At 45.2% G+C, this 26,024-nt stretch carries 27 protein-coding genes and 1 other annotated feature; of the genes, 3 read left to right on the top strand and 24 right to left on the bottom strand.

Annotated features, from left to right (window positions below; genetic code table 11):
• Positions 1–430 precede the first annotated feature (430 nt).
• From J7E38_RS22240 to nadB, 7 genes are all read right to left on the bottom strand, one after another.
• Positions 431–979 carry an intercompartmental signaling factor BofC gene (locus J7E38_RS22240; RefSeq protein WP_214704674.1) on the bottom strand — a complete coding sequence of 183 codons (549 nt, stop codon included), beginning with the start codon at positions 977–979 and terminating at the stop codon, positions 431–433.
• Between the two features lie 278 nt (positions 980–1,257).
• Complete coding sequence (locus J7E38_RS22235) at positions 1,258–1,968, bottom strand: YhcN/YlaJ family sporulation lipoprotein (RefSeq protein ID WP_214704675.1); 711 nt, start codon at positions 1,966–1,968, stop codon at positions 1,258–1,260.
• Positions 1,969–2,065: 97 nt separating this feature from the next.
• Positions 2,066–3,049, bottom strand: coding sequence for a phosphotransferase (locus tag J7E38_RS22230; RefSeq protein WP_214704676.1), 984 nt, complete (start codon positions 3,047–3,049; stop codon positions 2,066–2,068).
• Positions 3,039–4,829: a SafA/ExsA family spore coat assembly protein gene (safA, locus tag J7E38_RS22225; RefSeq protein ID WP_214704677.1), complete on the bottom strand. Its 1,791-nt coding sequence runs from the start codon at positions 4,827–4,829 to the stop codon at positions 3,039–3,041. The genes J7E38_RS22230 and safA overlap by 11 nt, the downstream gene beginning before the upstream one ends.
• Before the next feature lie 166 nt (positions 4,830–4,995).
• Positions 4,996–6,102: a quinolinate synthase NadA gene (nadA, locus tag J7E38_RS22220; RefSeq protein ID WP_214704678.1), complete on the bottom strand. Its 1,107-nt coding sequence runs from the start codon at positions 6,100–6,102 to the stop codon at positions 4,996–4,998.
• A complete protein-coding gene (gene nadC / locus J7E38_RS22215) occupies positions 6,074–6,955 on the bottom strand; it encodes a carboxylating nicotinate-nucleotide diphosphorylase (RefSeq protein WP_214704679.1) in 882 nt (293 codons plus the stop codon). The genes nadA and nadC overlap by 29 nt, the downstream gene beginning before the upstream one ends.
• Positions 6,924–8,507 (bottom strand): L-aspartate oxidase, encoded by a 1,584-nt coding sequence (nadB, locus tag J7E38_RS22210; protein ID WP_214704680.1) that lies wholly within the window; start codon positions 8,505–8,507, stop codon positions 6,924–6,926. The genes nadC and nadB overlap by 32 nt, the downstream gene beginning before the upstream one ends.
• Before the next feature lie 452 nt (positions 8,508–8,959).
• On the opposite strand from nadB, the gene J7E38_RS22205 reads away from it, so the two are divergent.
• From J7E38_RS22205 to tnpB, 3 genes are all read left to right on the top strand, one after another.
• Positions 8,960–10,099 carry an IscS subfamily cysteine desulfurase gene (locus J7E38_RS22205; protein ID WP_214704681.1) on the top strand — a complete coding sequence of 380 codons (1,140 nt, stop codon included), beginning with the start codon at positions 8,960–8,962 and terminating at the stop codon, positions 10,097–10,099.
• 57 nt (positions 10,100–10,156) lie between these two features.
• Positions 10,157–10,699: a transcription repressor NadR gene (locus J7E38_RS22200; protein ID WP_214704682.1), complete on the top strand. Its 543-nt coding sequence runs from the start codon at positions 10,157–10,159 to the stop codon at positions 10,697–10,699.
• 192 nt (positions 10,700–10,891) lie between these two features.
• Positions 10,892–12,025 (top strand): IS200/IS605 family element RNA-guided endonuclease TnpB, encoded by a 1,134-nt coding sequence (tnpB, locus tag J7E38_RS22195; protein ID WP_214704683.1) that lies wholly within the window; start codon positions 10,892–10,894, stop codon positions 12,023–12,025.
• Between the two features lie 132 nt (positions 12,026–12,157).
• Here tnpB and pheA read toward each other — a convergent pair whose 3' ends face one another.
• The 17 genes from pheA to J7E38_RS22110 all read right to left on the bottom strand — a co-directional run bounded on the left by pheA (position 12,158) and on the right by J7E38_RS22110 (position 25,913).
• Complete coding sequence (gene pheA / locus J7E38_RS22190) at positions 12,158–13,012, bottom strand: prephenate dehydratase (protein WP_214704684.1); 855 nt, start codon at positions 13,010–13,012, stop codon at positions 12,158–12,160.
• Between the two features lie 26 nt (positions 13,013–13,038).
• Positions 13,039–13,491, bottom strand: coding sequence for an ACT domain-containing protein (locus J7E38_RS22185; RefSeq protein ID WP_214704685.1), 453 nt, complete (start codon positions 13,489–13,491; stop codon positions 13,039–13,041).
• Positions 13,492–13,581: 90 nt separating this feature from the next.
• Complete coding sequence (gene obgE / locus J7E38_RS22180) at positions 13,582–14,874, bottom strand: GTPase ObgE (RefSeq protein ID WP_214704686.1); 1,293 nt, start codon at positions 14,872–14,874, stop codon at positions 13,582–13,584.
• A 49-nt stretch (positions 14,875–14,923) separates the two neighbouring features.
• A complete protein-coding gene (locus tag J7E38_RS22175) occupies positions 14,924–15,463 on the bottom strand; it encodes a Spo0B C-terminal domain-containing protein (RefSeq protein WP_214704687.1) in 540 nt (179 codons plus the stop codon).
• 184 nt (positions 15,464–15,647) lie between these two features.
• The gene (gene rpmA / locus J7E38_RS22170; RefSeq protein ID WP_079509900.1) at positions 15,648–15,938 is read right to left on the bottom strand and encodes a 50S ribosomal protein L27; all 291 of its coding nucleotides are present in this window, start codon (positions 15,936–15,938) and stop codon (positions 15,648–15,650) included.
• A gap of 12 nt (positions 15,939–15,950) precedes the next feature.
• On the bottom strand, positions 15,951–16,283 hold the full coding sequence (locus tag J7E38_RS22165) for a ribosomal-processing cysteine protease Prp (RefSeq protein WP_214704688.1): 333 nt from the start codon (positions 16,281–16,283) through the stop codon (positions 15,951–15,953).
• 15 nt (positions 16,284–16,298) lie between these two features.
• Complete coding sequence (gene rplU, locus J7E38_RS22160) at positions 16,299–16,607, bottom strand: 50S ribosomal protein L21 (protein ID WP_144477733.1); 309 nt, start codon at positions 16,605–16,607, stop codon at positions 16,299–16,301.
• A gap of 15 nt (positions 16,608–16,622) precedes the next feature.
• Positions 16,623–16,702: a sequence feature (ribosomal protein L21 leader region), on the bottom strand.
• A gap of 88 nt (positions 16,703–16,790) precedes the next feature.
• A complete protein-coding gene (locus tag J7E38_RS22155; protein ID WP_214704689.1) occupies positions 16,791–18,245 on the bottom strand; it encodes an Rne/Rng family ribonuclease in 1,455 nt (484 codons plus the stop codon).
• Positions 18,246–18,311: 66 nt separating this feature from the next.
• Entirely contained in the window at positions 18,312–19,178 is an 867-nt protein-coding gene (locus J7E38_RS22150) for a M50 family metallopeptidase (RefSeq protein ID WP_214704690.1), read from the bottom strand.
• A complete protein-coding gene (locus J7E38_RS22145) occupies positions 19,171–19,947 on the bottom strand; it encodes a M23 family metallopeptidase (protein ID WP_214704691.1) in 777 nt (258 codons plus the stop codon). Before J7E38_RS22145 ends, J7E38_RS22150 begins: the two co-directional genes overlap by 8 nt.
• Before the next feature lie 141 nt (positions 19,948–20,088).
• A complete protein-coding gene (gene minD, locus J7E38_RS22140; protein ID WP_214704692.1) occupies positions 20,089–20,892 on the bottom strand; it encodes a septum site-determining protein MinD in 804 nt (267 codons plus the stop codon).
• A 2-nt stretch (positions 20,893–20,894) separates the two neighbouring features.
• Entirely contained in the window at positions 20,895–21,575 is a 681-nt protein-coding gene (minC, locus tag J7E38_RS22135; protein ID WP_214704693.1) for a septum site-determining protein MinC, read from the bottom strand.
• A 345-nt stretch (positions 21,576–21,920) separates the two neighbouring features.
• On the bottom strand, positions 21,921–22,439 hold the full coding sequence (mreD, locus tag J7E38_RS22130) for a rod shape-determining protein MreD (RefSeq protein WP_214704694.1): 519 nt from the start codon (positions 22,437–22,439) through the stop codon (positions 21,921–21,923).
• On the bottom strand, positions 22,436–23,326 hold the full coding sequence (gene mreC, locus J7E38_RS22125; protein ID WP_214704695.1) for a rod shape-determining protein MreC: 891 nt from the start codon (positions 23,324–23,326) through the stop codon (positions 22,436–22,438). Before mreC ends, mreD begins: the two co-directional genes overlap by 4 nt.
• A 76-nt stretch (positions 23,327–23,402) precedes the next feature.
• The gene (locus J7E38_RS22120; RefSeq protein WP_144477717.1) at positions 23,403–24,425 is read right to left on the bottom strand and encodes a rod shape-determining protein; all 1,023 of its coding nucleotides are present in this window, start codon (positions 24,423–24,425) and stop codon (positions 23,403–23,405) included.
• 161 nt (positions 24,426–24,586) lie between these two features.
• Complete coding sequence (gene radC, locus J7E38_RS22115; RefSeq protein ID WP_207500984.1) at positions 24,587–25,258, bottom strand: RadC family protein; 672 nt, start codon at positions 25,256–25,258, stop codon at positions 24,587–24,589.
• An 82-nt stretch (positions 25,259–25,340) separates the two neighbouring features.
• On the bottom strand, positions 25,341–25,913 hold the full coding sequence (locus J7E38_RS22110; RefSeq protein WP_214704696.1) for a Maf family protein: 573 nt from the start codon (positions 25,911–25,913) through the stop codon (positions 25,341–25,343).
• Positions 25,914–26,024: the final 111 nt, after the last annotated feature.

The following is a 26,024-nucleotide window of genomic DNA, read 5'->3' as shown; positions in this document are numbered from 1 at the left end:
AAACTTGAGACTCCGACAAAGAAGCGCTTTTTGCTTCTGTCGGCGGAGTTGAAGTTTCTGCGTTTCTAGGAGGCGACACTAGACAATTCGAAAAGCGGAGGCGACTGTCCAACTCCGACAAGCGCTGGAGGGCCTGACAGTGAAGTCGCTCTTTGACTTCATTGGCAGGACCGAAGCGTCTCGAGGAGTTAGGAGCCGCAGCTAAACAAGCGACTCGAGGAGTTAGGAGCCGCAGCTAGACAAACGTCTCGAGCTGCTCAAAGCTATCGCTTCTCGCAAGATACTCGAGGAAGCTATTTCAGGGATGAAAACTGGCTAGGCGCTGGAGCTAGACACTTATCTAAGTGGATAAATTTATACTTTCTTATCCAGTAATAAAATCTCTAAGAAAGCTTGGAAAACGCAAATAAGAGCCAGTCATCCCGGCTCTTCAATGTAAGTCCTTCACCGTATATGGTTTAAAGGTCTCCAGGACCTCTTCATAGCATTGTTTACTGCGGATCGGAATCCCCTTTTTCAATTGATCCCGCTTGATGCTCTCAAGTCTGCCAATGTCAATTTGAAAGAACGATTGAATGATATTCGAACCATCAGGCCTTCCATTAAAAATAGTCAGTACCCCTTCATCTGACAGGCCGAAATATCCATTAGCCTTCAGGAGAGGTGAAATATCATCAACGTCCTGCCTGAACACCGCCTGCTTAGCTTCCATATCGACAAGCTGCCATTTATCATATTTGGCCCAAAAATCTTCCAAAGACCAAATCGTCTCCACGACCTTTTCCTCACTCATTTCACCATCAAGATAGACTCTCTGCAAAATGATTGTGACCTTAAGAGGTTCATTGATTTCATGGACTGCTTCACCAGGCTTCTCAGCATGAACCTGCCCTGCGGGAAGTACTGGACCAGCTCCCGATAGACTGATTAGGAGCAATACAGCAGTGCTGAACGCTTTGATTAAATTGATTGAAGCCATTGCCGTCCACCTCTCTTATTTGCCAAGTGTTTAAATTCTTTTTCACTACTAGTATAGCCAATCAGGTTTTAATTATCCCTTTGCTGTTTTGCTTGGAACAATTGCTTTTGAATGCCGTTATTAGAAGGATGGGTTCGAATGAGGATGATGCTGAAAAAAACAGCTTGCTTGTTTGGAGGTTAGCGATCATTAAAGGGATTAATTTGGAGAAAAATGGGCCCCATCATCTTGAGCATGAAAAATAGAAGGCAAGATGATGATCTGCCTTCTATTTTTTATTAGGGATTGAAGTTGATGCTTTCACGCGGGTTGCCATTTTTTCGGTCATAATCAATATTCCTTGTCCTGCTGAAGGTTCCTTCATCCTCGATGATGCGAAGTTCCCTGCCTTCGATATATGGTAGGACCGCTTTTTTGATTTCATTATCTGTTTGTTTTTTCAGCGACTTATCCTTATAGGACACCGCAATTTCTACTTCACGGCCATATAGCACGGACCGCACCTTATCGACATTATCGACAGACTCTGCAGCAAGTGAGACTTTGCGCGCAAGTTTGTTATCCTGTCCCGTATTAGAATAAATACCTGCCTTGCCGCTCCCCCTGTTCTCAGTTAAATGTCCATGGTAATTCAGGTCTCCGCGGCTGTATTTATTGTCTTTTTGAAAAAAATTATGGTCATGGTCAGAACGTGGAACAGTCGGGTTTGGAGGATTTCCATTTTCATCTGTGGACTGAAGGATCTTTCGCTTGCGATTTTCTTCAGCGGCACCTTCTTTGCCAAAATTATGGTCAAAAAGCTCTGTAAGTGCCCCTTCCCTGTCATCCATGACATCAACTTCGTTCCCTTTTTCATTTGAATAATAGCCAAGTGGCTGGCCCTGGTTCCTGTTCGTACTTTGGATAGCTGCCTCATTATCTCCATTGCAGGCTGTCAGACCTAATGTAAGCAGTGATGCGATAGGAACGAACAACATTTTCTTGTTCAAACGAAAAACCCCCATCCTAGCTAAAATGAGCATTCTTCATGCTCATTTATTAGAGTGCGGATGGGGGTGGATTTTCATTCTGACAGATACGTCCAAATCACTTTAATGTATGAAGCCACGCTTGAACATCTTCCTGAAATCCTTTTCTTTGCTGGAACTGGTTGATTGTCATGTCAATCAGAGGAGAAAGCCTGATTGGGGATATATGATTTCTCTCTCTTAGCATCCTGTTCCATTCCCTCAATATATCGGCCGGATATAACAGGCCGTATAAAAACGATTCATAACCGAGCCACTTTTTAAAATGCCCGATTTTTTTCAGGGACTCAAACTCCCAATCCAGAAAGGGCAGGATTCGATTGGCATATTGAAGCATATCATACCCTCTCGGCCCCAGGCTGATCAAATCATAATCAATTAAATACAGCTTCCCCTCTTTTGACCGAAGAAAATTATGGTGGGCAACATCGCCATGGAGGATCGCTGGCGGTTCCTGTTCAAGCTCTTTTTTTGAAGCATCAAAATGTTTTAAGGAAACTTCAGCCCACTCCATGAGCTCATCTGTGATGGCACTGTTCACATAAAAATGGACAGCCTGCAAATTTTTGCTGAATTCATTCTTTCGATAATGCCATTTTTTCGCCAAATCCGCTTTTGGAAGCATCCCTGCATAGGAAGACACTAGCAATGAAGTATGTTCATGGAATTTATCCAGAAGCGTGATTCCTTCTTCCCTATCTGCCTGTTTCCCATAGTCAAATCGATTTTCATGATGGTCAATATATTCTATACAGCCATAAAATAGCCCCTCAAATTGAAAAGTTGTGTTCATCCTTAAAAATCTATATGAGGAGTCAAAGCCGGATTGCCTCAATGAGGAAGCAAACGCCTCCTGGATCTTTAATTTTCGCAAATCTTTATATCCTTTTAAGATGAATCGGGTATTGTCTGTTTCAACAAGATAGACATTCCCCCTTAACTGTTTCATGCCATGAATCTTGCCGTCCAGTTCACTGTTGCAATAAGAGAAGAGACGATTGAAAAAATAATCGTCTCCTCCTCTCCTGATGTTAATATTCATTGCTCTCTTCGTCATTGTATCTTGGCATTGGCATTCCGTATCCTCCACCCATAGGACCTGCTCCATATGGATTCATGAATCCTTGTGGTCCCATGCCCATTTGGTAGCCGTGGTGAGGGTGCATATGCATTCCTGGTCCACCTGGATAGCCGCCGTAAGGCATCATTTGGTATGGGTTCATTCCAGGCCCCATCATGCCATAAGGGCTGCCCATTGTGCCTCCACAGCCGCAATCGCCTCCAGCAGCAGCACCTTGAACTGGTTGCTTAGGCATCATTGGAGGCTGCATCATTCCGCCAACTTGAGGTGCCATTTGATTATCCATCATTCCGCCGACCTGCGGCATCATCGGCATTTGTCCTTGCATCATTCCGCCGACTTGCGGGATCTGGTTTTCCATCATTCCACCGACCTGCGGCATCATCGGCATTTGTCCTTGCATCATTCCACCGACCTGCGGCATCTGGTTTTCCATCATTCCACCAACTTGCGGCATCATCGGCATTTGTCCTTGCATCATTCCACCGACCTGTGGCATCTGGTTTTCCATCATTCCACCAACTTGCGGCATCATCGGCATTTGTCCTTGCATCATTCCGCCAACTTGAGGCATCTGAGGCATCATTGGCATTTCTGATGATTCATCCTCCATCATGCCGCCTACTTGAGGCATTGGCTGGTTATCCATCATACCTCCGACCTGTGGCATTTGATTATCCATCATGCCCGCGACCTGCGGCATATATGGCATTGGCTGCGGCTGAGGGATATATCCTGGGCCAGGCATAACAGGTGAAATAGGCACACCATAAAAAGTCGGTGCAGTCATCTGTGGCGCAGCATAATTTGGCATGTTTTCACCCATTACCGGGCTCTGCATATTTGCAAAAGATGATGATTCCATGTCCTCTGCCGGCAATGCCATGTTAGGCATCATACCTGGATACTGGGAAACTCCCTGCACCTGAGGGTATGGCATTGGCTGGGTTCCTGGATAACCATAAGCTGGACCTGACATGGAAGGTGCACCTGGATAACAATTATATGGGTATGGGATCATTGGCTGCTGGTAACCTCCTTGAACGAATGGCATCATTGATGGTGATTCATCCATGTAATCATTCTTTTCAATTTTTATATCTGGCTTAATTTCTGATTTCGGCTTTACCTCTGCTTTTGGAGGCAGGGGCTTAAGCTCCGGTTTTACCTGTGGTTTAATTTGCTTAGCCTCTGGTTTAACTTCCGGGAAAATGTTATCTGGTTTTGGCGGGAGCTGCGGCTGGGCTTTTGGCAGTGGCTTTGGCTGTGGTTTTGGCTGTGGTTTTGGCTGTGGCGGGAGCTGCATATTAGCCATATTCATCATATAGTAATTGTTGATATCAATTTCCGGCTTGATTTGTACTGGCATTTTAGGTTTATATGGTTTAACTGGCTCTTCCTTTGGAACAGGTTTTGGCATTTCCATTTTCGGCTGTTCCTTAACAGGAGCCTCTTTTGGTGCTTCTTTCTTTACTTCTGGAATTGGCATCGGTTTCTCTTTGGCAATCGGCATTTCCTTTTTGCCACCCATATTGATTTTTGCTTGAGGCGTTCCACCTGCAATTGGAGCTTCTTTCTTTATTGTGCCTCCACCAGTTGGAACTTTTATTTTCATACCGGGCATAATCATATCAGGGTTGCTGAGCTGTGCGTTCATCTGTTTCAGCTCTTCAAAGTTCACGCCGTACTTTTTGGCGATCTTCCAAAGAGTATCCCCTTTCTGTACGATATGGATTTTCACTCTGATTCCCTCCTATGGCATAAGTCCATATATTCTATGTTGGTGTGGGCAAATTGCTATCAATCTTCAAAAAAACTTATGCTTCTATGTAAATAAATATGTTTTTCGCAGTAAGATTAAGCTTTTCCCATAAAAAAAATCCTCCCCGATACGGGAAGGATTCTAATCATGATTGCTCAAGCATGCGATTCAGGGCAAGCTTTGCGTTCAATGCTGTTTCTTCATCGACTTTTATAAGGTTGATTTCCTGCCCCTGGAAAGCCGATTCCAGACTCCAGGCAAGATGCTGCAGGTCAATCCTGTTCATCGTCAAGCACGGGCACATATGAGGATTCAATGAAATGATTTTTTTATCTGGATGCTGGGAAATCAGCCGGTTTACCAGATTCATTTCTGTTCCAATCGCCCACGATGTTCCTGCAGGCGACGCTTCAATTGCCTCAATAATGTAATTCGTTGACCCTGCCATGTCAGCAAGTGCTACAACCCCATGGCGGCATTCAGGATGGACAATGATTTTCATATCAGGATATGCTGCCCGAATATCCGCGATATTTTCGACTGTAAAATTCTCATGTACCGAACAATGCCCTTTCCAGAGAATCACTTTTACCTTTTCAAGAGGGCCATCAAACTCAAGAATATTTTCAATCGGATTGTAAACAGCCATTTCGTCAAGGCCAATTCCGATGTTAAACGCAGTATTCCTACCCAAGTGCTGATCTGGAAGGAAAAGCAGGCGCTCTTTTTTTGAAAAAGCCCAGCGGACCATCTTCTCGGCGTTGGAGGATGTAACGGTTGCTCCGCCATTAGCACCGACAAATGATTTAATCGCTGCAGTCGAATTGACATACGTCAATGGCAAAATCGTATCTCCAAACAACACCTGCAGGAAATCCCATGCCCGTTCTGTCTGATAAATATCTGCCATATCTGCCATTGAACAGCCGGCTCTCATATCCGGCAGGTAAACCTTCTGATTTTTGGTTGTTAAGATGTCAGCCGTCTCCGCCATAAAATGGACTCCGCAAAAAACAATGTGCTCCGCTTCCTTGTTCTCGGCAGAAAGCTGGGCAAGTTTCAACGAATCGCCTGTCGCATCGGCAAATTGGATGACTTCATCTTTTTGATAATGATGCCCAGGTATGAACAGCTTTTTGCCCATTTTTGCCTTAATGTCCTTAATCATGTCCTCAAGTTCCTGGACAGACATGTTTCGGTATTTCTCCGGGAGCATTTTTGATTTAGCTTCGAGCGCCTCCAATATATTCATATTGTACATCCCCTTTCGTTTCAGCCATGACCTTTGCGCTTATATCCAATGATTTTACAGAGTGCGTGAGGAATCCCAGCGAAATATAATCCACTCCACAATTCCTGAAGCTATGCAGTGTATCAAGCGTGATGCCACCGGAGGCCTCGGTTGTAATGCCCTCCGGTACATAACCAATCCATTCTTCGATTTGTTCCGGCGTGCGGTTGTCGAACATGATGCAATCAGCCTTCGCTTCAATCGCTTCAAGCAGCTGCTCCTTTGTTTCGATTTCCACCTCAACCTTCACCATATGCCCAAGGTTTGACCTGACTGCTTCTACCGCCTTGCTGATCGAGCCGGCGAAAGAGATATGGTTGTCCTTGATCATCACCGCGTCATACAAGCCGTAACGATGATTGAACCCGCCGCCGCATCGGACTGCATATTTTTCAAGCATCCGCAGGCCCGGGGTTGTTTTCCGAGTATCACAAATTCTTGTCTTCATGCTGTCCAGTGCTTTTACAGCTTCGTTTGTTTTTGTGGCAATCCCGCTCATTCGCTGCACGAGGTTCAAGACGACTCTTTCCGCCTTTAACAGTGCAGAAACCTTGCCGGTAATCAACGCCAGCTCCTGGCCTTTGCCGACCTTTTCGCCATCCTTTACCTTCATGGCAACCTGGCTGTTCTCATCCATCAGCCTGAAACCCTGATCGATAATCTGCTCTCCGCAGAAAACCCCTTCATCCTTCGCGATGAACACCAGGGTTCCCCTTGCATCGTTTCCGAAAATCAATTCACTCGTGACGTCACGCTCCCCGATATCTTCAATGAAAAATTGTTCAAGTAGCAAGCGCAGTTTGATTGAATTCATGCTTACCATCCTTTCCGTTTTTTCGCTGGTGGATGATTTGTTTTTTCATCCAGTTGGCATTATCTTCATATGGAAAATCCTCACGATAATGACCGCCCCTGCTCTCTGTCCGCTCCAAAGCTGACTGGGTAATCAAAGTGGCGATAATATACATAAACAGACTGGTTAATTGTTCAGGCGATAAGTGGTCGAGTGCAGCTTCCAGCCACTTATCGTGATTAAATTTAGCAAGCCAATCAGCCTGGAGTGAGAGCATCTCCTTTTTCCGGACAATCCCGGTGCGGTCCATCATGGTTTGTTTCAAAATAGCTGGATCCGGCAGTTCCCCATCGTAAAAGTTTTGAACAGGAATGTGGATATTGTCGGGTTTCCTTATGCCTGCGCGGCGGATGTTGATCCATTCAGCGAGGTTGCTACCGACAAACATGCCTTCCAATAAAGAATTGCTTGCAAGCCGATTTGCCCCGTGGATACCGGTACATGCTGCCTCACCGATCGCATACAATCCGGGGATGCTTGTTCGTCCCTGCAAATCCGTTTTAATCCCTCCCATGATAAAATGGCTTCCGGGAACGACAGGAATCAAGCCTTTTTCCATTTCTATCCCATGCTGAATGCATAGCTTGCTGATCGTCGGGAATCGGGCGCTGAAATCCTTGATTGAGGATATATCCAAATGAATTTGAATTCCTCTTCGGGAGTAATCATAAATTGTCTGCGAAACAATATGCCTCGGAGCCAGATCCTCTAAAGGGTGAATGCCTTGCATGATTCGTTTTCCATCTTCAGTCACTAGCACCGCACCTTCGCCCCTGACTGCTTCAGAAATTAGCCCTCTTGTCCTTCCATCCACATACAGCAATGTTGGGTGAAACTGGATAAACTCCATATCCGTCAATGCGGCCCCTGCTCTGTAAGCGAGGGCGATTCCATCACCGGTGGCCGTTTCTGCATTGGAAGTAAAGGAGAAAATCTGGCCACATCCGCCCGTTGCCAGAACTACATGTTGAGCTATGTATCTCTCATTTGTTCCATCAGGCAGCTTCGCCTTCACTCCAATACATTGGGATTTTTCCTGATTTAAAATGAGGTCATAAACAAAAGCCGATTGTTCAACAGTGATATTGGAGGGCAAATCAGAAATCAAGAACTCGACCATATGCCTGCCTGTTTCGTCACCACCGCTGTGGACAATCCGCTTCTCGCTGTGTGCACCTTCCATTCCCAAAAGCAAATTACCATTTTCATCTTCATCAAAACGGCATCCTGATTGCCAAAAGCCATTGATCAGCTCTGGGGCTTTTCTGGTCATTTCCAGAACAGCTTTGGCATCATTATGGTGCGCGCCCGCTTCCATTGTGTCGAGATAATGTAAGTAAGGATCATCCCCCGGAGCAACCGCCGCGGCTACCCCGCCTTGTGCCAGATAGGAATTTCCCTTTGTCAGATTCTGTTTTGTGAGAATCATCACATTTAAATCCTTTGTTAACTTATTGGCCAACTGCAGTGCGGCAATGCCGCTGCCAATAATGATCACATCAAATTGTTTCATAGATTGATAGCCTCCTGGATTAACAGGTGTCTTGACATCTATATTTACACAGTTTTACACTATTGACAAGAACTTTTATTTTGATGGATTCTTTGAAACTTACAACGGGATAGCAAACGGAGCAAAGCGGTTCACACGTTATCAGCTTGTGACCGAACTGATGGGGATTTCTCTTTTTCGGGCACATGTTCGGCCTTCTTGTGACCGAAATGCCGGGGATTCTTCTTTTTCGGGCACATATTCCAGCTTCTTGTGACCGAAATGCTGAGGATTTCTCTTTTTCGGGCACATGTTCCGCCTTCTTGTGACCGAAATGCCGGAGTTTTCTTGTTTTCGGGCACTTGTTCGGCCTTATTGTGACCGTAATGCCGGGGATTTCCTTTTTCCGGCGTATGTTTCCCTTTCCAGGAACCATATCCAAGTTATAATCATTAACACAGAGGAGCGAACCTATGAAATATTTCGATTATGCTGCTACGTGCCCGCTTGACCGGGACGCTGCAGATATTTTTATCAAAGCGTCGACAGAGTACTTTGGAAACAGCCAGAGTCTTCATGAAGCGGGTTCTGCAGCGGCTAATCTCCTGGAGAGCTGCAGACAGGAATTCGCCAGGTTGCTTGATGTCGAAGAGGCCGGGGTTTATTTTACAAGTGGTGGCTCTGAAGGTAATTATCTTGGAATCATGGCGCTTCTCTCGGCAAAAAGAAAAAACGGCCGCCACATTATTACCGGCGCTGCTGAGCATTCCTCGGTTTACAACCTGATGAAAAAGCTGGAGGGAGAAGGATGGGAAGTCACTTTCCTGCCAATGGACGAGGACGGGATAATCAAAATTGACACCTTTATAAAAGCTGTTCGGCCTGAAACTGTGCTCGTTTCAATTCAGCACGGCAACCCGGAAATTGGGACACTCCAGCCGATCCAAAACATTGCTGGATACTGCAGGTCCAACGGTATCCTGATTCACAGTGACTTCGTGCAATCTTTTGGAAAGATATCAATGAACTCCCTGGCACGTTCAGTGGATGCATTGTCGATTTCGGGCCACAAGTTTTACGGCCCAAAAGGAACGGGAGTCGCCTATGTCAATCCGAAGCTTGCCTGGAAGCCATATATAGATGGCACCGTGCATGAAAAAGGCTTCAGGCCCGGCACGGTCAATGTCCCGGGAATCGCCGCCATGACGGCTGCTGCCCAAAAAGCACACTCACTGATTAAACAAGAGCATGATCGACTCAAAGAGTTAAGGACTATTTTTGCCGATACACTTACAGAACTCAAAAGCCCATATACGATTTTTGGTTCAGAGGGGGATGAGCAGCTGCCGGGAATCGTGGGGATGGCCCTAAAAGGCGTGGAGGGGCAATTTGTTCTGCTGGAATGTGACCGTAAAGAATTCGCGATTTCAACCGGGACAGCCTGTCACACCGGACTGCTAAGCCCTGCGAAAACCATGGCGGCAATGGGCATCAATGGCAAAGAAGCAAAGGAATTCTTCAGGATTTCTTTCGGGAGGAAGACTGCGGCCAGTGATGTGGTCGAACTTGGGAAACTCCTTGCATCCATCTCTGGTAGGGTCGCTGCCGTTTAACTTCAGGATGATTTATGGTAAAATTCACGAATGAAGAAGTCGAAGGAGAGATCGGTTATGAAGGAACCTACGAAAATCCTTGGAGATGAACGCCGGGAATTTATCCTGAAGCGCCTGCAGGAAAGCCGTGAGCCGATTACCGGCGGCGAGCTGGCAGCCATTACGAATGTAAGCAGACAGGTCATTGTCGGTGATATCACCTTGCTAAAAGCTAAAAATGAACCAATCATCGCTACGAGCCAGGGTTATTTATATATGCACGCCTCCCGGCCAACGGAAGCGGAACGGATTATTGCCTGCTCCCACGGCCCTGAAAGGACAGAAGAAGAACTTTTGCTCCTTGTCGATCATGGTGTAATGGTGAAAGACGTTAAAATCGAGCATCCTGTGTATGGTGACCTGACCGCCTCCATCATGGTCTCGAACCGGTATGAAGTGAAACAGTTCATGGAAAAAATAAAATCCACCAATGCTTCTTATTTATCAGAATTGACGGACGGCATCCACTTGCACAGCCTTTCAGCCCCGACGGAAAAAGCACTGGATGAAGCGGAAGAAACGCTTAGAAAAGCACATTTCCTGATTGATTTAGAACAGTAGAAATGGAAAAGATCCATCAATTGCTGATGGATCTTTTTATATTTTATCATTTTCCGACAGAAGACTCCCTCTTCAATCGTGCGAAGGGCGAAGCCCAACGAAAAGGGGGAGATGAATGTCAGTTGGCGATAGCCAAAACCTTCCTCTTATAGTAAAATAGAAACATACGTTCGAGAAAAAAGGGGTGAAGTCATGTTAATTAACAAAGCCTACAAATTCCGAATCTATCCAAATAAAGAACAAGAAATCCTAATAGCTAAAACGATTGGGTGTTCACGCTTTACCTTTAACCACTTTCTTTCGAAATGGAATGACATGTATAAGGAAACAGGTAAAGGATTAACATATAACGCTTGTTCTGCTGAATTAACTCATCTAAAAAAGGAATTAGTCTGGCTAAAAGATGTTGATAGCATTGCCCTTCAATCCTCACTGAAAAACCTTGCTGATTCTTATAATCGATTCTTCAAGAAACAAAATAAAGCACCGCGCTTTAAGTCTAAAAAGAATAAGGTACAATCCTACACGACTAAAGAAACAAACAATAATATTGCCATTGTAGAAAGCAAAATCAAATTACCGAAACTGGGTCTTCTTCGCTTTGCCAAAAGTCGGGAAGTACATGGTCGTATTCTTAATGCCACTGTTAGAAGAAATCCTAGTGGTAAATACTTTGTTTCCATTCTTGTAGAAGCAGAAGTACAGCCATTGGAGAAAACTGAATCATCTATTGGTGTAGACTTAGGCATCACTGACTTTGCCATTCTTTCTGATGGTCGCAAGATTGACAATAATAAATTCACATCAAAAATGGAAAACAAACTAAAACGTGAACAGCGAAAACTTTCAAGACGAGCGTTACAAGCTAAAAACAAAGGTATTAACCTTCTTGATGCAAAAAACTATCAGAAACAAAAGCGAAAAGTTGCTAGATTACACGAAAGAGTCATGTACCAGCGTGACGATTTTCTTAACAAGTTAAGTACAGAAATAATCAAAAACCACGATATTGTCTGTATCGAAGACTTGAACACAAGGGGAATGTTGCGCAATCATAAGTTAGCAAAATCAATCTCTGATGTATCATGGTCTGCCTTTGTAACTAAATTAGAATACAAAGGGAAATGGTACGGTAAAACACTCGTAAAAATAAACAGATGGTTTCCGTCTAGTCAGATATGTTCCCATTGTGGACATCAAGATGGCAAGAAATCTCTTGAAATAAGGGATTGGATTTGTCCGGCTTGCCACGAACATCACGATAGAGATATAAATGCCAGTAAGAATATACTAACCGAAGGTTTGAAAAACTTAGTTTTAACTTAAATAAAAATATAGAACCGTAGGAATTTACGGGGATAGCTTGGTCAATAAGAGAAACCTCTGTTGGTAAAGAAATACACTAACAAGTACGCTCTATTCCCAAGAATCTCCCACTTCAAACAACCCGAAAGGGTGTTAAGTGGTGAGTAGTTCAAGGCTGGAATAGCTTCCTAGCATTTTTACAGTACAGCCTAGTGCCTCCAGTTCGGCTATGGCCCCTGGGATCAAGACATCATCCATTTTAAAGTTGATATCGATAATGAAAAAGTATTTTCCGAGACCAGTTTTCATTGGACGGGACTCGATTTTGGAAAGATTGAGCTTTCGCCAGGAAAATGCTGACAGGACTTGATGCAGTGCTCCTGCCTGATCAGAAGGCAGGGTGATCATCAAGCTCGTCTTGAACTCTTCGCCCTGGTCGAGGTGAAGTCCGCTTTCAGGCTTTGTAAGCACTGCGAAGACAGTATGGTTATAACTATAGTCATGGATATTTTGCTGAGCCATGGCCAGTCCCTCATATTCTTGTGCAGCAAGACTGTTTGCGATCGCCGCGATATTGCGTTCTGGGTGATCTTTGACAAATTTGGCCGCTGCGGCAGTCGAAGCCATATGTTCGTGCGGAACTTTTTTAAATTCTTTATGTAAAAACTTATGGCACTGTGCAAGTGCGTGCGGATGGCTGCAAATCAACTCCGCATTTCTCCAGTTTTCCAAATTGTCCTGATGTACCAGCAAATGCTGCCTGATCGGCACCACCGCTTCACCAACGATCTGGAGATCTGTTTCATGGACAAGGTAATCGACTGTTAAGTTAACAGATCCCTCGATTGAATTTTCCAATGGCACGATCGCTGCGTCAATCTCTCCTTCTGTGGCAGCATCCATGCATTCTGGTATACTCACAAACGGGATTCGTTCTGCTTCATGAAACAATTGCCGGGCTGCATAATCCGTAAATGTTGCTTCCGGCCCAAGGTATCCTACTTTCAAGTCCAAACCTCCCCCTGCTGCTTTCTCTAAGCGCCTGTTCCGAGCACTTCTACTTTTTCAACAAACTCCAGTTTCCTCAATCTTGTTAGCAGTTCGTCCATTTCTACTCTCATTTCGGTGATATTCAAGCTTAGCGTCACATTCGCCCTTCCCTGCAGCGGAATGGTCTGATGGATGGTCAACACATTGCAGCCGCTAGCCGCAACAGTGCTCAGAAGTTCTGATAGCGTGCCAGACCGGTCTTCAAGCTGAAAAAATAGTGAAATGATCCGCTCTTTCACAACCGTATGGAATGGAAAAACAGTATCACGGTATTTGTAAAATGCGCTCCGGCTCAAATCGACCTTTTGGACTGCATCCCAGACCGACTCTGCTTTGCCGCGTTCAATCATTTCCTTTGCCTCAAGCGTTTTTTTCATTGCTTCCGGCAGGACATCTTCCCGAACGAGATAGAATTTTTTATCTTGATTTTGCTTCATCTCAAATCACCCCATCAGAATGCTTGCCTACTTTAAAGAGGAAAGCCGATTAACCTTTTGGCTAATCGACTTCCTGTCACCACCTGAGGCCTACTCTACAAATTCAAATTCATATTCAAGCAGCTTGACCGTATCCCCGTCTTTTGCGCCTCTTTCGCGAAGAGCATCATCAATGCCCATACCACGCATCTGGCGGGCGAACCTTTGGACAGATTCATCCCTTGAAAAATCAGTCATCTTGAACAGCCTTTCAATGCTGTCACCGGCGATCACAAATGTGCCATCCGGTTCGCGGGTAATCTGGAATTCCTGCTCTGCTTTTTCATGCTTGTACATAACACGGGTTTCGTCTTTCTCCACTTCTTCCTCAGAAATAAGCGGGAACTCCGGTGTCTTTTCAATCAAGTCAGCTACTGCGAACAACAACTCGCGCAGACCTTCCCTGGTAACCGCCGAGATCGGGAAGATCGGGTGGTCATCCCCAACCTTTTCCTTGAAAACTTCAAGGTTCTCTTCAGCATCAGGCATGTCCATTTTATTCGCGACAATGACTTGCGGCCTTTCTGTCAGCCTTAGGTTGTATTCTTTCAATTCATTATTGATCGTCAGATAATCCTCGTAAGGATCGCGGCCTTCCGTCGCAGCCATATCAATTACATGGATGATGACCCTCGTACGTTCGATATGACGGAGGAACTGATGGCCAAGGCCCACACCCGAGTGTGCTCCTTCAATAAGACCTGGCAAATCAGCTAAAACAAAACTTCTTCCGTCTTCTGTTTCAACCATGCCCAGGTTCGGAGCGATTGTCGTGAAGTGATATTCAGCAATTTTCGGCCTGGCCGCTGATACAACGGATAACAATGTTGATTTCCCTACACTTGGGAAACCAACCAAACCTACATCAGCAAGCAGCTTCAATTCCATGATGATTTCACGTTCCTGGCCTGGCTCCCCTTTTTCGGAAAGCTCTGGAGCTGGATTGGCAGGTGTAGCGAAACGTGAGTTGCCACGTCCGCCGCGACCGCCTTTAGCGATGACAGCCTGCTGCCCGTGTTCTACCAGGTCAGCAATGATTGCGCCCGTTTCAGCATCAGACACAATTGTCCCTGGAGGAACTTTGACAATCATATCCTTTGAGTTTTTGCCATGCTGGTTCTTGGACATTCCGTGCTCGCCGCGCGGTGCCTTGAAATGGCGCTGGTACCTGAAATCCATCAGTGTTCTCAGCCCTTCTTCTACCTGGAAGACTACATTTGCGCCGTTACCGCCGTCGCCGCCAGCCGGGCCGCCCTTCGGCACATATTTTTCACGTCGGAACGCGACCATGCCATCGCCGCCGTCCCCGCCTTTTACATAAATCTTAACCTGATCGACAAACATTATGTCATTACCACCTGTCTGAAATTTGTTATCGCTTTTTTATGTTTCCCTAGAGTGTTTCCATGAAAACTTCGATTGTCAGCTCTCCTTCAACCACACCATCGGAAATGATTTTCATCATGTTTCCCGGCTTCTGGTCAAGGAAGCTTTCTAAGCGATTTTTATCCTTTATTATTCCGCTAAAATCAAAAAAGAACCCGATTCCTTTCTCCTGCGGTTCAATCGTAACGGAGAGATGATTTTCCTGATATGGTTCAATTGAAGAATCCAATGTTTCAAAAAGCTGCTCTGTCCAGTCTGTCAAAAGCTGGTCATCTAATCTGTGGAAGATTTGGGAGTCCATAACCTCGTATTCCAGCTGGAAATGATGACTCTCCCAATTGCAGGTTAACAATGTAGAGGCAAACTGAGGAAGACGTAAATTTGATAGCTTTGCATCCTGCCTGGCTTCCATGATAATTTCTTCAATGATCTCTTTAGCCCGGTCCACTTTATTCAGTGACAAATTCCCTTTAATTAATTGAAGCTTGTTCATCCAATCATGGCGCTCATGGCGCAAAACCTCGATTGTATCCCACTCTTTTTTCATACACATACTCCCTACTCATAAGACTTGCTTGGTGTAAGTATAACAAAAAAGCCATTCTGCGTAAGCTAATTATGTATTTAAGTTAGTTGGATCTCTATTTATCATCCTTTAAGGAGATTCTTCTTATTGCGCAGCCATAAAAACAAGAAAACCCTAACCGAAGTGGTTAGGGCTTCTCTTTAGCTTACGCTTCTTGAGCTGCTGGATAAACACTTACTTGCTTGCGGTCACGGCCAAGACGTTCGAATTTAACGACGCCGTCAACCTTAGCGAATAGAGTGTCATCTCCACCTTTACCCACGTTTACACCTGGGTAGATTTTAGTTCCGCGCTGACGGTAAAGGATAGAACCACCAGTTACGAATTGACCATCTGCACGCTTAGCGCCTAGACGCTTTGCGATAGAGTCACGTCCGTTCTTAGTTGAACCTACACCCTTCTTAGAAGCGAAGAATTGAAGATCTAATCTTAACATTTGTTCCACCTCCTACTTTTTGAAGGTTAATTTTATGTGCTTTCCGTACTCTTGTTCCATCGATTGCAATGTAATGACCATGCTTTCAAGGAGTAATTGGATTTTCTCCTGTGTCTCCTCCGGCAAATTGTCGGGGATATCACAGCGGAGAAAACCATCAGCGCCTTGTTCAATGTCCGGGGTGACACCTGTCAATCCAATAATGGAATTGACTGTCCCAATTGAGATGGTGGAAACACCTGCACAGACAATGTCGCTGCCATGGGCAGCGAATCCTGCGTGGCCGCTGATTGTAAACGACTGGATGCGTCCGGATTTTGTACGATTAATCGTTGCAGAAATCATGCGATTCGCCTAGAATTAAGCGTTGATCTTTTCGATCACGACTTTAGTGTAAGGCTGACGATGACCTTGCTTCTTACGATTGTTCTTTTTCGCTTTGTACTTGAAAACGATGATTTTCTTTTGACGGCCGTTCTTTTCAACTTTAGCAGTTACAGTTGCGCCTTCAACTACAGGGCTTCCAACTTTAACGTTCTCGCCACCAACAAAAAGAACCTTGTCAAAAGTTACAGTTTCGCCTTCAGCAGCGTTTAGCTTTTCAATGTAGATTGCTTGTCCTTCTTCTACCTTTACTTGCTTGCCGCCAGTTTCGATAATTGCGTACATTCCAGTGCACCTCCTCATTAGACTCAGACTCGCCATCAGCAGGCGTTTGCAGATTGCAAAGCTTAATTACCTGTTGTGAGCGGTTGTAGCACGGGTGCTACAAACAATAACATTAAAATACTATCATATGCCGAGCAAAAGTGTCAACATATAATCCATGTTCTTTTAATGGCCAGCTTTGGGTCAATCCTGTTCTGTCGAAGCACCAACCTGAAGGATCTCATAAAAAGGTCTCGCCGCGTCTGACACCGAGAATTTCATCTTAAAACCAAGCGCTTTTTCAAGCCTCAATTTATGGATATCAGCTTCTCCGGAAAAATGCCGGACCACTTCATCAGAAGCGGAAATAAGCATTTCTTCGTAATCAGAATTTTTATATTCCCACAGTTCACGCTCAAGTCTGTAAGCCACCGTTTCCGAGCTGAGCACCTGCCCTGTGCCTCCGCATGTCCCGCATTTTTCTGTCAGTGTCTCGGCCATCGACTGCTTTGTCTTCTTCCTTGTCAGCTGGAGGATTCCCAGCTCTGTAAAACCGATGATCCGCGTTCGACGCCCGTCCTGAAGCAGTTCTTTTTGAATGTGCTTCAGCACCTTATCCCGCTCACCCTGACTCTTCATATCAATAAAATCGATCAGAATGATCCCAGCCAGATCCCTGAGCCTGATTTGCCTTGCGGCTTCAACTGCTGCATTCATATTCGTTATCAGGACAGTATCTCGCAAATCCGTTTTCCCTGAAAACTTTCCAGTATTCACATCGATCATCGTCAGCGCCTCGCCCTGGTCAATGACCATGTAGGCACCTTTATCCAGCCAGACGATTCTTTTCAGCAGCCGCTCAATCTCCGGCTCGATTTTATAAAAAGAAAAAACAGGCACTTTTCCATTATAAAATTCAAGCTCAACATCATCTAGAACGTGATGCTCAATTTTTTTCTTGAAATCAAGACAGTCCACAATGACAGTTCCATTTTTAATGGATGACAATACGGACAGTACCTGTTCAAAAAAATAATCCCGGCTGAAAACGAGACCTGGTTTTTTCATTCCTGATGCAGATTTCTCTATTTCAGCATACATGCTCCGCTGCTGCTCTAGCTCCTTGATCATCACGGCCTCTGGCTGGTTCAGGCTTTCGGTCCGGAAAATCAGCCCTTCTTGTGCCGTTTTGACCTGGACACCAAACTCTTTCCATTTGGCTCTCGTTTCCAGGGAATCTGCTTTTTTGGACACAGCTATGTATTTGCCCTTCGGCATATAGACAATATGCTCTCCCGGCAGTTCGATGACCCCTGTCAGTCTTGCTCCTTTGGTCCCGGCTGCGTCCTTTTCCACCTGCACCAGCAACTTCTCGCCCTGATGGACATAAGATCCAATTGGGCGGTTGGCCTTGTTTTCATCCTCTGACAGAATATATGAGGATAATTTGTCTTTTTGCAAAAATCCGCTTGTTCCTTCGCCAAAGTTGACGAACGCCGCATTCATTCCCGGAATCACTTTTTCGACAATGCCAAGATAAATATTTCCGACCAGCGATTGCTGGCCTGGCTGCTCGATATATATTTTTTCAACTTCACCGTTTTTAATTAAGGCGAAGCGCTTTTCTCTCAGATTTGCATTGATAATTAACTGATCCATCGTTTCTCCCTACCCACAAAAAAAATACAGCGCAAAAGGTGTCTGCGCTGCATTCATTATCCTATTTTAATAGGTGTAAAGCAAATCTCCTATTTTGGCGGTCAGTAATTTTTCGCTGAAAAAAGCATGGAGCAATTCATTTTCGTCGATCACCATTTCCTTGCCATTCTGCTGCTTGACGATGATTGGGTGCTTGCAGCCGCGCTGGAACCTTTCGAGCACATGGCCGACCATTTCATTTTCGCTGGTGTTGATGGGTTTCAGCTCGCGCAAATCCACTTGCTTACCATAATGTCTTTCCATCAAAAAGCGCATGAACGTAAAGCGCCGCTGCTTCCATTCAAAATATAGCGAAAACGCCAGGAAGCCAATGATAACCCAGACATTCAAGGTCAGCGGTGCGATGAACAGCAGGGAGGCTGAAAAGATCAGCAGCGCTCCAACTGAAGCATATAATGTGCGCAGATGGGCTTCCTGGAAAGAGGTGTTCATCGATAGCAGAATGAACAGCAGCTTCCCGCCGTCCAATGGCCAAATCGGGATGAGGTTGAACATAAGGATCATCAAATTATACTCCATGAACAACGAATGCCATTTTTCAGGGAAAACCCCTGCGATGAAGAGCAAATAGGCAAGCCCCATCATCCAGATATGCTGTAGTGGTCCCGCGAGCACGACAATCAGCTCTTCTTTTAGCGGCCTGTTCCCGTGCTCATCCACCTCCGCGACACCGCCAAAAGGCAGCAACGCGATTTTCTTGATTCTCCACGAAAAAAAAGAGGCTGCAGCACCATGTCCCATTTCATGAACAAAAATTATCAGCAGCACCATCATCAGCTCTATAAAATGCGCAGTCGCAACAGCAAGGGCGATGACCACCCATAGTAAAGGATGGATCTGTATTTTTCGCAATAATTCAAAGATTTTATTCAAATTTTATCACCTGAACGGGATCGACGAAATCATCCCCTTTTTTAATGGCAAAATAAAATGAACCTTTAAGACCATCCTCGCTGTCCATCGCTGTTCCAACCTTCGTTCCTTTGGAAATGTACTCATAAAGATTCACGTCAATTTTGTCCAGGTTCCCGTACCAGGTTTCACTCTTGTCCCCATGCTGGACAATCACCGTTTTACCAAAACCCTCTTTCATGCCGACAAAATGGACAAGTCCTTCATTCATCGCCTCTACACCGGCACCTTTGCCAGTTTCAATCATGATCCTCTGGCCATTGTCGCCAAAATCCTCCAGAATCTTCCCAGAAGCAGGCAGTGCATATTGACTTCCCGAAGCAACCTCCTTCTCGCTGCCTTCGTCAGCATTTTTTGCCGGAAGAAGTGCCAATGGCTTGCCAAATTGGCCCTCATACCAATCTGAAACAGCAGCAAACTGGAACTCCTGCTCCATCGTATTCTTTACATATTGCTGGATCGACACCGCTTTTTCAGAAGGGCTCCGGTAAATGATCGCCACAATCAACACCAGGCAAGCAGAAGCAAGTATCTTGAACAAAAACACTTCTTTCTTGAATAACGGATGGCCCCCTTCCCCCGGCCCCATATCATAGGATGGGAGCCTGTCAAAACCATGCCGCTCTTCCTCCGTTGAGAAAAAACGGTTATGGTTCATTTTCTCCATCCTCTCCCGCTCCCGTTTCCGCTTCATCATCCTTCTCCGTATATCATCAGCTCTCGAGTTCATCCAATCCCACCTATCCCCTTGTACTCAATGTTAGTACAAGTCTATGACCTGTCCCACAAGAGTATGACAATTTCGGGGGAGGGAAAATTAATATAAAAAAAGCATCTCCTCACCGTTGCCGGGAAGGAAATGCTCTGTTTTTTAGCGTACACCAAAAAATTTCTTAATCTTCGAAAATACGCCTTTGCTTTCAGCATCAAGCTGCTGCAATGGTACGGATTCGCCAAGGATTCTGCGGGCGATGTTCCTGTATGCGATGGAAGCTTTGCTGTTTGGATTCAGCGCGATTGGCTCCCCGTGATTGGATGCTTTGATGACTTCATCATCATCCGCTACGATCCCGATCAGATCGATGGATAGATGCGTGGTGATTTCATCGACATCAAGCATGTCGCCATTTTTCATCATATGGCTGCGGATCCTGTTGATTACGAGTTTCGGTGATTCAACATTCTCTTCCTTTTCGAGCAGGCCGATAATCCTGTCAGCGTCCCTGACAGCGGAAACTTCCGGGGTAGTGACAACGATTGCCTTGTCTGCACCGGCAACAGCATTCTTGTAGCCTTGCTCGATTCCTGCCGGGCAGTCGATGACGATATAATCATAATCCTGCTTCAATTCATTGACCAATTTCCTCATTTGCTCAGGCTGGACCGCTGTTTTGTCACTAGTCTGGGCAGCTGGAAGCAAATAAAGATGGTCATCGAAGCGCTTGTCTTTTACAAGTGCCTGGTGGATTTTACATCTGCCCTCAATGACATCGACAAGATCATAAATGATGCGGTTTTCAAGTCCCATGACAACGTCCAGGTTGCGCAAGCCAATATCTGTGTCAATCAGACAGACTCTTTTGCCTTGAAGGGCCAAAGCTGTACCTATATTGGCAGAAGTGGTCGTTTTGCCGACCCCGCCTTTTCCGGATGTAACTACAATCGCTTCTCCCACTTTTAAAGGCCTCCTTCGAATCTAGTTAAATTAGGTCTTTTTTTCATTAAAACTTGCAATCTATCAACAACGATTTGCTTTGTATCTGATATGTACGCACATTCCATCGCACGAGTCTCGTCCTCGGGCACCTCGTCCGGAGCACGATTTATGCATTCACTGATTCTAAGCTGAGAAGGCTTCATGACAGAAGCAGCGATCACCGCTTCATCATTGCCGGCCGAACCGGCATGTGCGATTCCCTTTAACGCACCCATGACAAAAATATTTCCGGTAGCTTTAACTGTTCCACCGGGATTTACATCACCAATGAGCAGAAGGTCACCAGTTATTTCAAGGACCTGGCCCGAGCGGATCACCCTGGCAACAGGAACGATTTCCGTTTCCTGGCGAAGTTTTTCGGCTTCCTCCCTGGAAATGACATTCGTCTCAAGGTCCTCGACAATCAAATTCCTCTTTTGCCGGATCAAGTCTTTCAGTTCTTCTTCCTGGGTTGTCGTAAGGTATCTGTTCCCTACCTTCACCTTAACAGAAAGCAGCTGCTGCTCCTCCTGGACACGAGTGGAATTCGACAGCTTCCTCTCCAGCTCTTTTTTCAAGTCGTCATAAGAGCAAGTATCATCCAAATGGAGCGTAAGACCGTCTTTTGTCCCTTTAATAGTCACATTTTGTGTTTTCTTCATACCGGATGTTCACCTCAAACGAAAAGCGCAAGCGCCTTGGTCAGCCACGACAAGCGTTGGAACTCCGACCATTGAAGTCGTTCTTTGACTTCATTGATCGGGAAACGTCTCGAGGGGCTAGGCGCTGGAGCTAGACACTAATCTAAGTGTAAAAGTAAAACTTTCAACTCTCATAAGAAAAGCGCAAGACAATTGTCTGCTATAAAAAATAATTTCTCATATTACCTGAAAGGAATTCGACAATTGTCCGCCAAATTCCTTTATTTATATTCATTTCACTATTTACACTGCAACCTGCTGTATAACGTTGTTAAGAGATTCCTTTGCAAGGTTCCCAAAGATACCTTAATCATGTCTAAGTCTGTCTGCGGCGTTCTCAAATTGCTTTTTGAACGGGTAGGCAGCCAAAATGATAAAAGCCAGGTTCAAAATCAACGTCGGTACTAGTCTTATTTTAACATAGGTCGAAAAGTCCAGGTCAGTAATTTTTATTAACAGCATCAGCTCATAGACCCCGAGTTCCAATAACGCAATCCCAAGAAGAGACAGGATGGAGACAACCAGCACATTGGTTTGGAGAATCCTGATCATGTATGTGAACAAATAGGCAATGACCGGGAACATGAATAGGTAAATCCCGATAATTTCTGTGTATACAAGATCAAAAAGCAATCCAAAAATAATTCCGTACAGAATGCCATGCTTAGGACTCAGATATGCGGTGAGAAACAGAATCCCGGCCATCAGGAAATGCGGCACGAGGATTCGGTCACTGTTAAATAATTCAGCTGGCAGCAGTTCGACAAACAAACTTTCCAGGATGAATAAAAAAACGAAAAGCGCGGGGAGCAGGAAACGGATCAATTGCCTTCCTCCTCACCTTCGCTATCTTCCAAGCTTTCTTCAAGGTCCACAGAGACCATGGATTTTTTGACAACCATGACATGCTCCAAATCATACAGATTTGCTTCCGGTTTTATATAGGCTGTTTGATTCAAGCCAAATTGATCAGGGACGACATCGACGACCTTGCCAATCGGCAGGTCCTTTGGAAAAATACCGCCCATTCCTGTCGTAACGACATTTTGCCCTTTTTCGATCTTGGCATTGAACGGGAGCCCTTTCAATAGTAAAAGTTCTTTTTTCTTGTCATATCCTTCAATTGTACCGTAAAGCGGCTTATCTGCCTGTAGGATGGCGGATATCCTGTTGGTCGGATCGATCGAGCTGACCAACTGGACTGTGGCTGAAAACGGCGTCGTGCTCTTTACCTTGCCTATCAGCCCTTTCGCCGTGATGACAGCCATGTTTTTTTCTACGCCGTTAGATGCACCTTTATTAATGATGATCAACTCATTCCAGCGTTCAGGGCTTCTGGCGATCCTGACGGCCTGGATTGGTTCATAGTCTGCAAGCGATTCTTTTTTATCTAAAATTTCCTGAAGCTCCTCGTTTTCTTTTTCAAGGGAGTATACTTTGGCTTCTAGGCGGGCCATATCATCAACACGTTTCTTCAACTCTTTGTTTTCCTGATATGTATTTTGCAAGTCTTGAAGGTTTTCAATAATGCCTGCAACATAATTAGTTGGCCTGGAAACAACGGATTGCACCCAGCTGGTCGAGTCTTTGACAAACTGCTCCGGCCATGTCAATTCTTCTCTTTCCCTCAAAGAAAAACCAATCAATGCCACGAGGACTATAATGCCCACAAGCAGCATTATCAGGCGTTTATTAAAAAAGAACTGTGGCATGATTCACACCTCTAATCTAAAAATATGGATGACAGAAGATGAGGGAAGTGGATGATTTCCGCTTCCCTTCTTCTGACTATCTTGATTCTTTTGCTTTGCTCTTGAATAAATCGATATGATCCAATGCCTTACCTGTTCCGGCAGCGACACAATCCAGCGGATCCTCGGCAATCAATACTGGCATCTTCGTTTCTTCACTGATGACTTTGTCCAGATTGCGCAGCAACGCGCCTCCACCTGTCAGGACAATTCCACGGTCCATAATGTCGGAAGCAAGTTCCGGCGGCGTTTTTTCAAGCGTCAGCTTAACAGCATCGACAATCGCGTAAACTGTATCATGGAGTGCTTTGGCGATTTCTTCTGCAGTGATTTCAATCGTTTTTGGCAATCCTGTCAACAGGTCACGACCGCGGATTTCCATGTTTTCAATGCCTTCAGCATCACCAGCTGAACCAACTTCCATCTTGATTGTTTCTGCTGTTCTTTCACCGATCATCAGATTGTACGTTTTACGGATATAATTGATGATTGCATCGTCCATCTCATCACCTGCGATGCGGACAGACTGGGATGTAACAATTCCGCCAAGGGAAATGATCGCAACTTCTGTCGTTCCGCCCCCGATATCGACAACCATGCTTCCTGTCGGTTCCCAAACTGGAAGGTTGGCGCCGATTGCGGCTGCAAACGGTTCCTCAATCGTGAATGCATCCCTAGCGCCAGCCTGCCGGGTTGCGTCGATGACCGCACGTTCTTCAACCGCAGTGATTCCTGATGGAACACAGACCATGACATAAGGCTTACCGGCAAACCAGCCTTTGTTTTTCGTAGCCTGCTTGATATAATACTTCATCATTGTCGCTGTAGTTTCATAATCCGCAATGACGCCGTCCTTCATCGGCCTTAGCGCCACGACGTTACCAGGCGTACGTCCGATCATGTTCTTTGCGTCATTTCCCACTGCGACGATGTTTTTTGTATCTGTCTGCAGGGCCACAACGGATGGCTCTCTTAAAACAATTCCTTTTCCTTTTACAAAAACAAGTGTATTCGCAGTACCAAGGTCGATTCCCAGGTCTCTTGTTCCAATCCCAAACATATTTGTATCTCCCTTTCTTAACAAAAAATGCAATAAAAGAACAGGCAATCTATTACAAAAATTAGTTGAATGTTCATAGGCAGATTTTACGGCAAATTTTTAAGCTCGTCCGCAAAAATCATAAATTATATTATATCGTAACGTCAATCAAAATCCTAGTATCATACATACCCTTTTTCCTTCAAACTAACATATTTATTTTCCCCAATAATCAAATGGTCTAGCAATTCAATTCCGACAATTTTCCCCGACTCGCTAAGACGCTTAGTGACTTCGATATCCTCCCTGCTCGGGGTCGGGTCACCGGATGGATGATTGTGGACGCAAATGACTGAAGCCGCCGACCTGCGGACCGCCTCCTTGAACACTTCTCTCGGATGGACAATTGAAGCGTTAAGGCTGCCGATGAAAATTGTCTGTCTGTGGATCACCTGATTTTTCGTATTCAAATACAGGCAGACGAAATGCTCCTGGGTCAAAAAGCGCATATCATTCATGAGATATTTCGCACCGTCCTCCGGAGAGCGGATGACATAGCGTTCATCAAGGGTATGGTTGGCGATACGTCTGCCGATTTCAACGGCAGCGAGAACATGGATCGCTTTTGCCTGGCCGATCCCTTTTATCTGGGTCAGCTCTTCAAGAGTCGCATCCTTTAACAGACGCAGCCCTTCAAACTGGGAAAGCATCCGGTTCGCAAGCTGGAGGACCGATTCCTCCCGGGACCCCGTACCTAATAACAGGGCGAGTAATTCATGGTTGGAAAGGCTCTGGGGGCCATTCTGGACAAATCGCTCCCTCGGCCGCTCATTTTGCGGATAATCTCTGATCATTAATGAATGTGTAGACAATACATTTTCCTCCCGGTCATGATTATGACGAGGGAAGTGTAGAAGAAGTTTCTGTGGTTTTCTTTTAATAAGGAAGGTTGTAACCGATTTTTCTTAACTCCCTGATCAATTTAGATACAGGCAGTCCAACAACTGTGTAATAATCTCCACTGATTTCCTTGACAAGCATGCTGCCGAATCCCTGGATTCCATAGCCGCCCGCCTTATCAAATGGTTCACCGCTCTTTATATAGGTGTCGATTTCTTCATCTGACAGTTCCCAGAACGTCACATCGGTTTTTTCATAAAAACGCGTTTCCTTCTCAGGGGAGATGATCGATACTCCGGTGTAGACTGAATGAGTATTCCCAGACAGCTTTTTGAGCATCTCTGAAGCTTCTTGTCCGCTTTCAGGTTTTCCAAGTATCATTCCGTCATGGACCACGACAGTATCTGAGCCAATCACAAAACAATCCGGAAAATGTTGAGCAACAGTTCCTGATTTCCTTGAAGCAAGCTCCATCACTGCTTCTGAGGGGCTCAGGGTCTCACTGAAACTTTCATCTGCATCACTGCTCGAGATTTCGAATTTCAAGCGGAGGTTTTCAAGAAGTTCTTTTCGCCGTGGAGAAGAAGAGGCTAAAATGAGGCGTTGCATAAAATCACCTTTCTTTTCTTATTGCGTCAAAGGGAGACACAAGCTAATACTATCAGAGTTCACCATTTGCGACAATCATTAGCCAAGGATTTGGCAAAAAAAATCAGAGCC

It is taken from the genome of Bacillus sp. ISL-35 (genome assembly GCF_018613355.1).
In the GTDB taxonomy this organism is placed as follows: domain Bacteria; phylum Bacillota; class Bacilli; order Bacillales; family Cytobacillaceae; genus Mesobacillus.
Note: the sequence above shows the minus strand (reverse complement) of the source record. Positions and strands in the feature narration are given on the sequence as shown.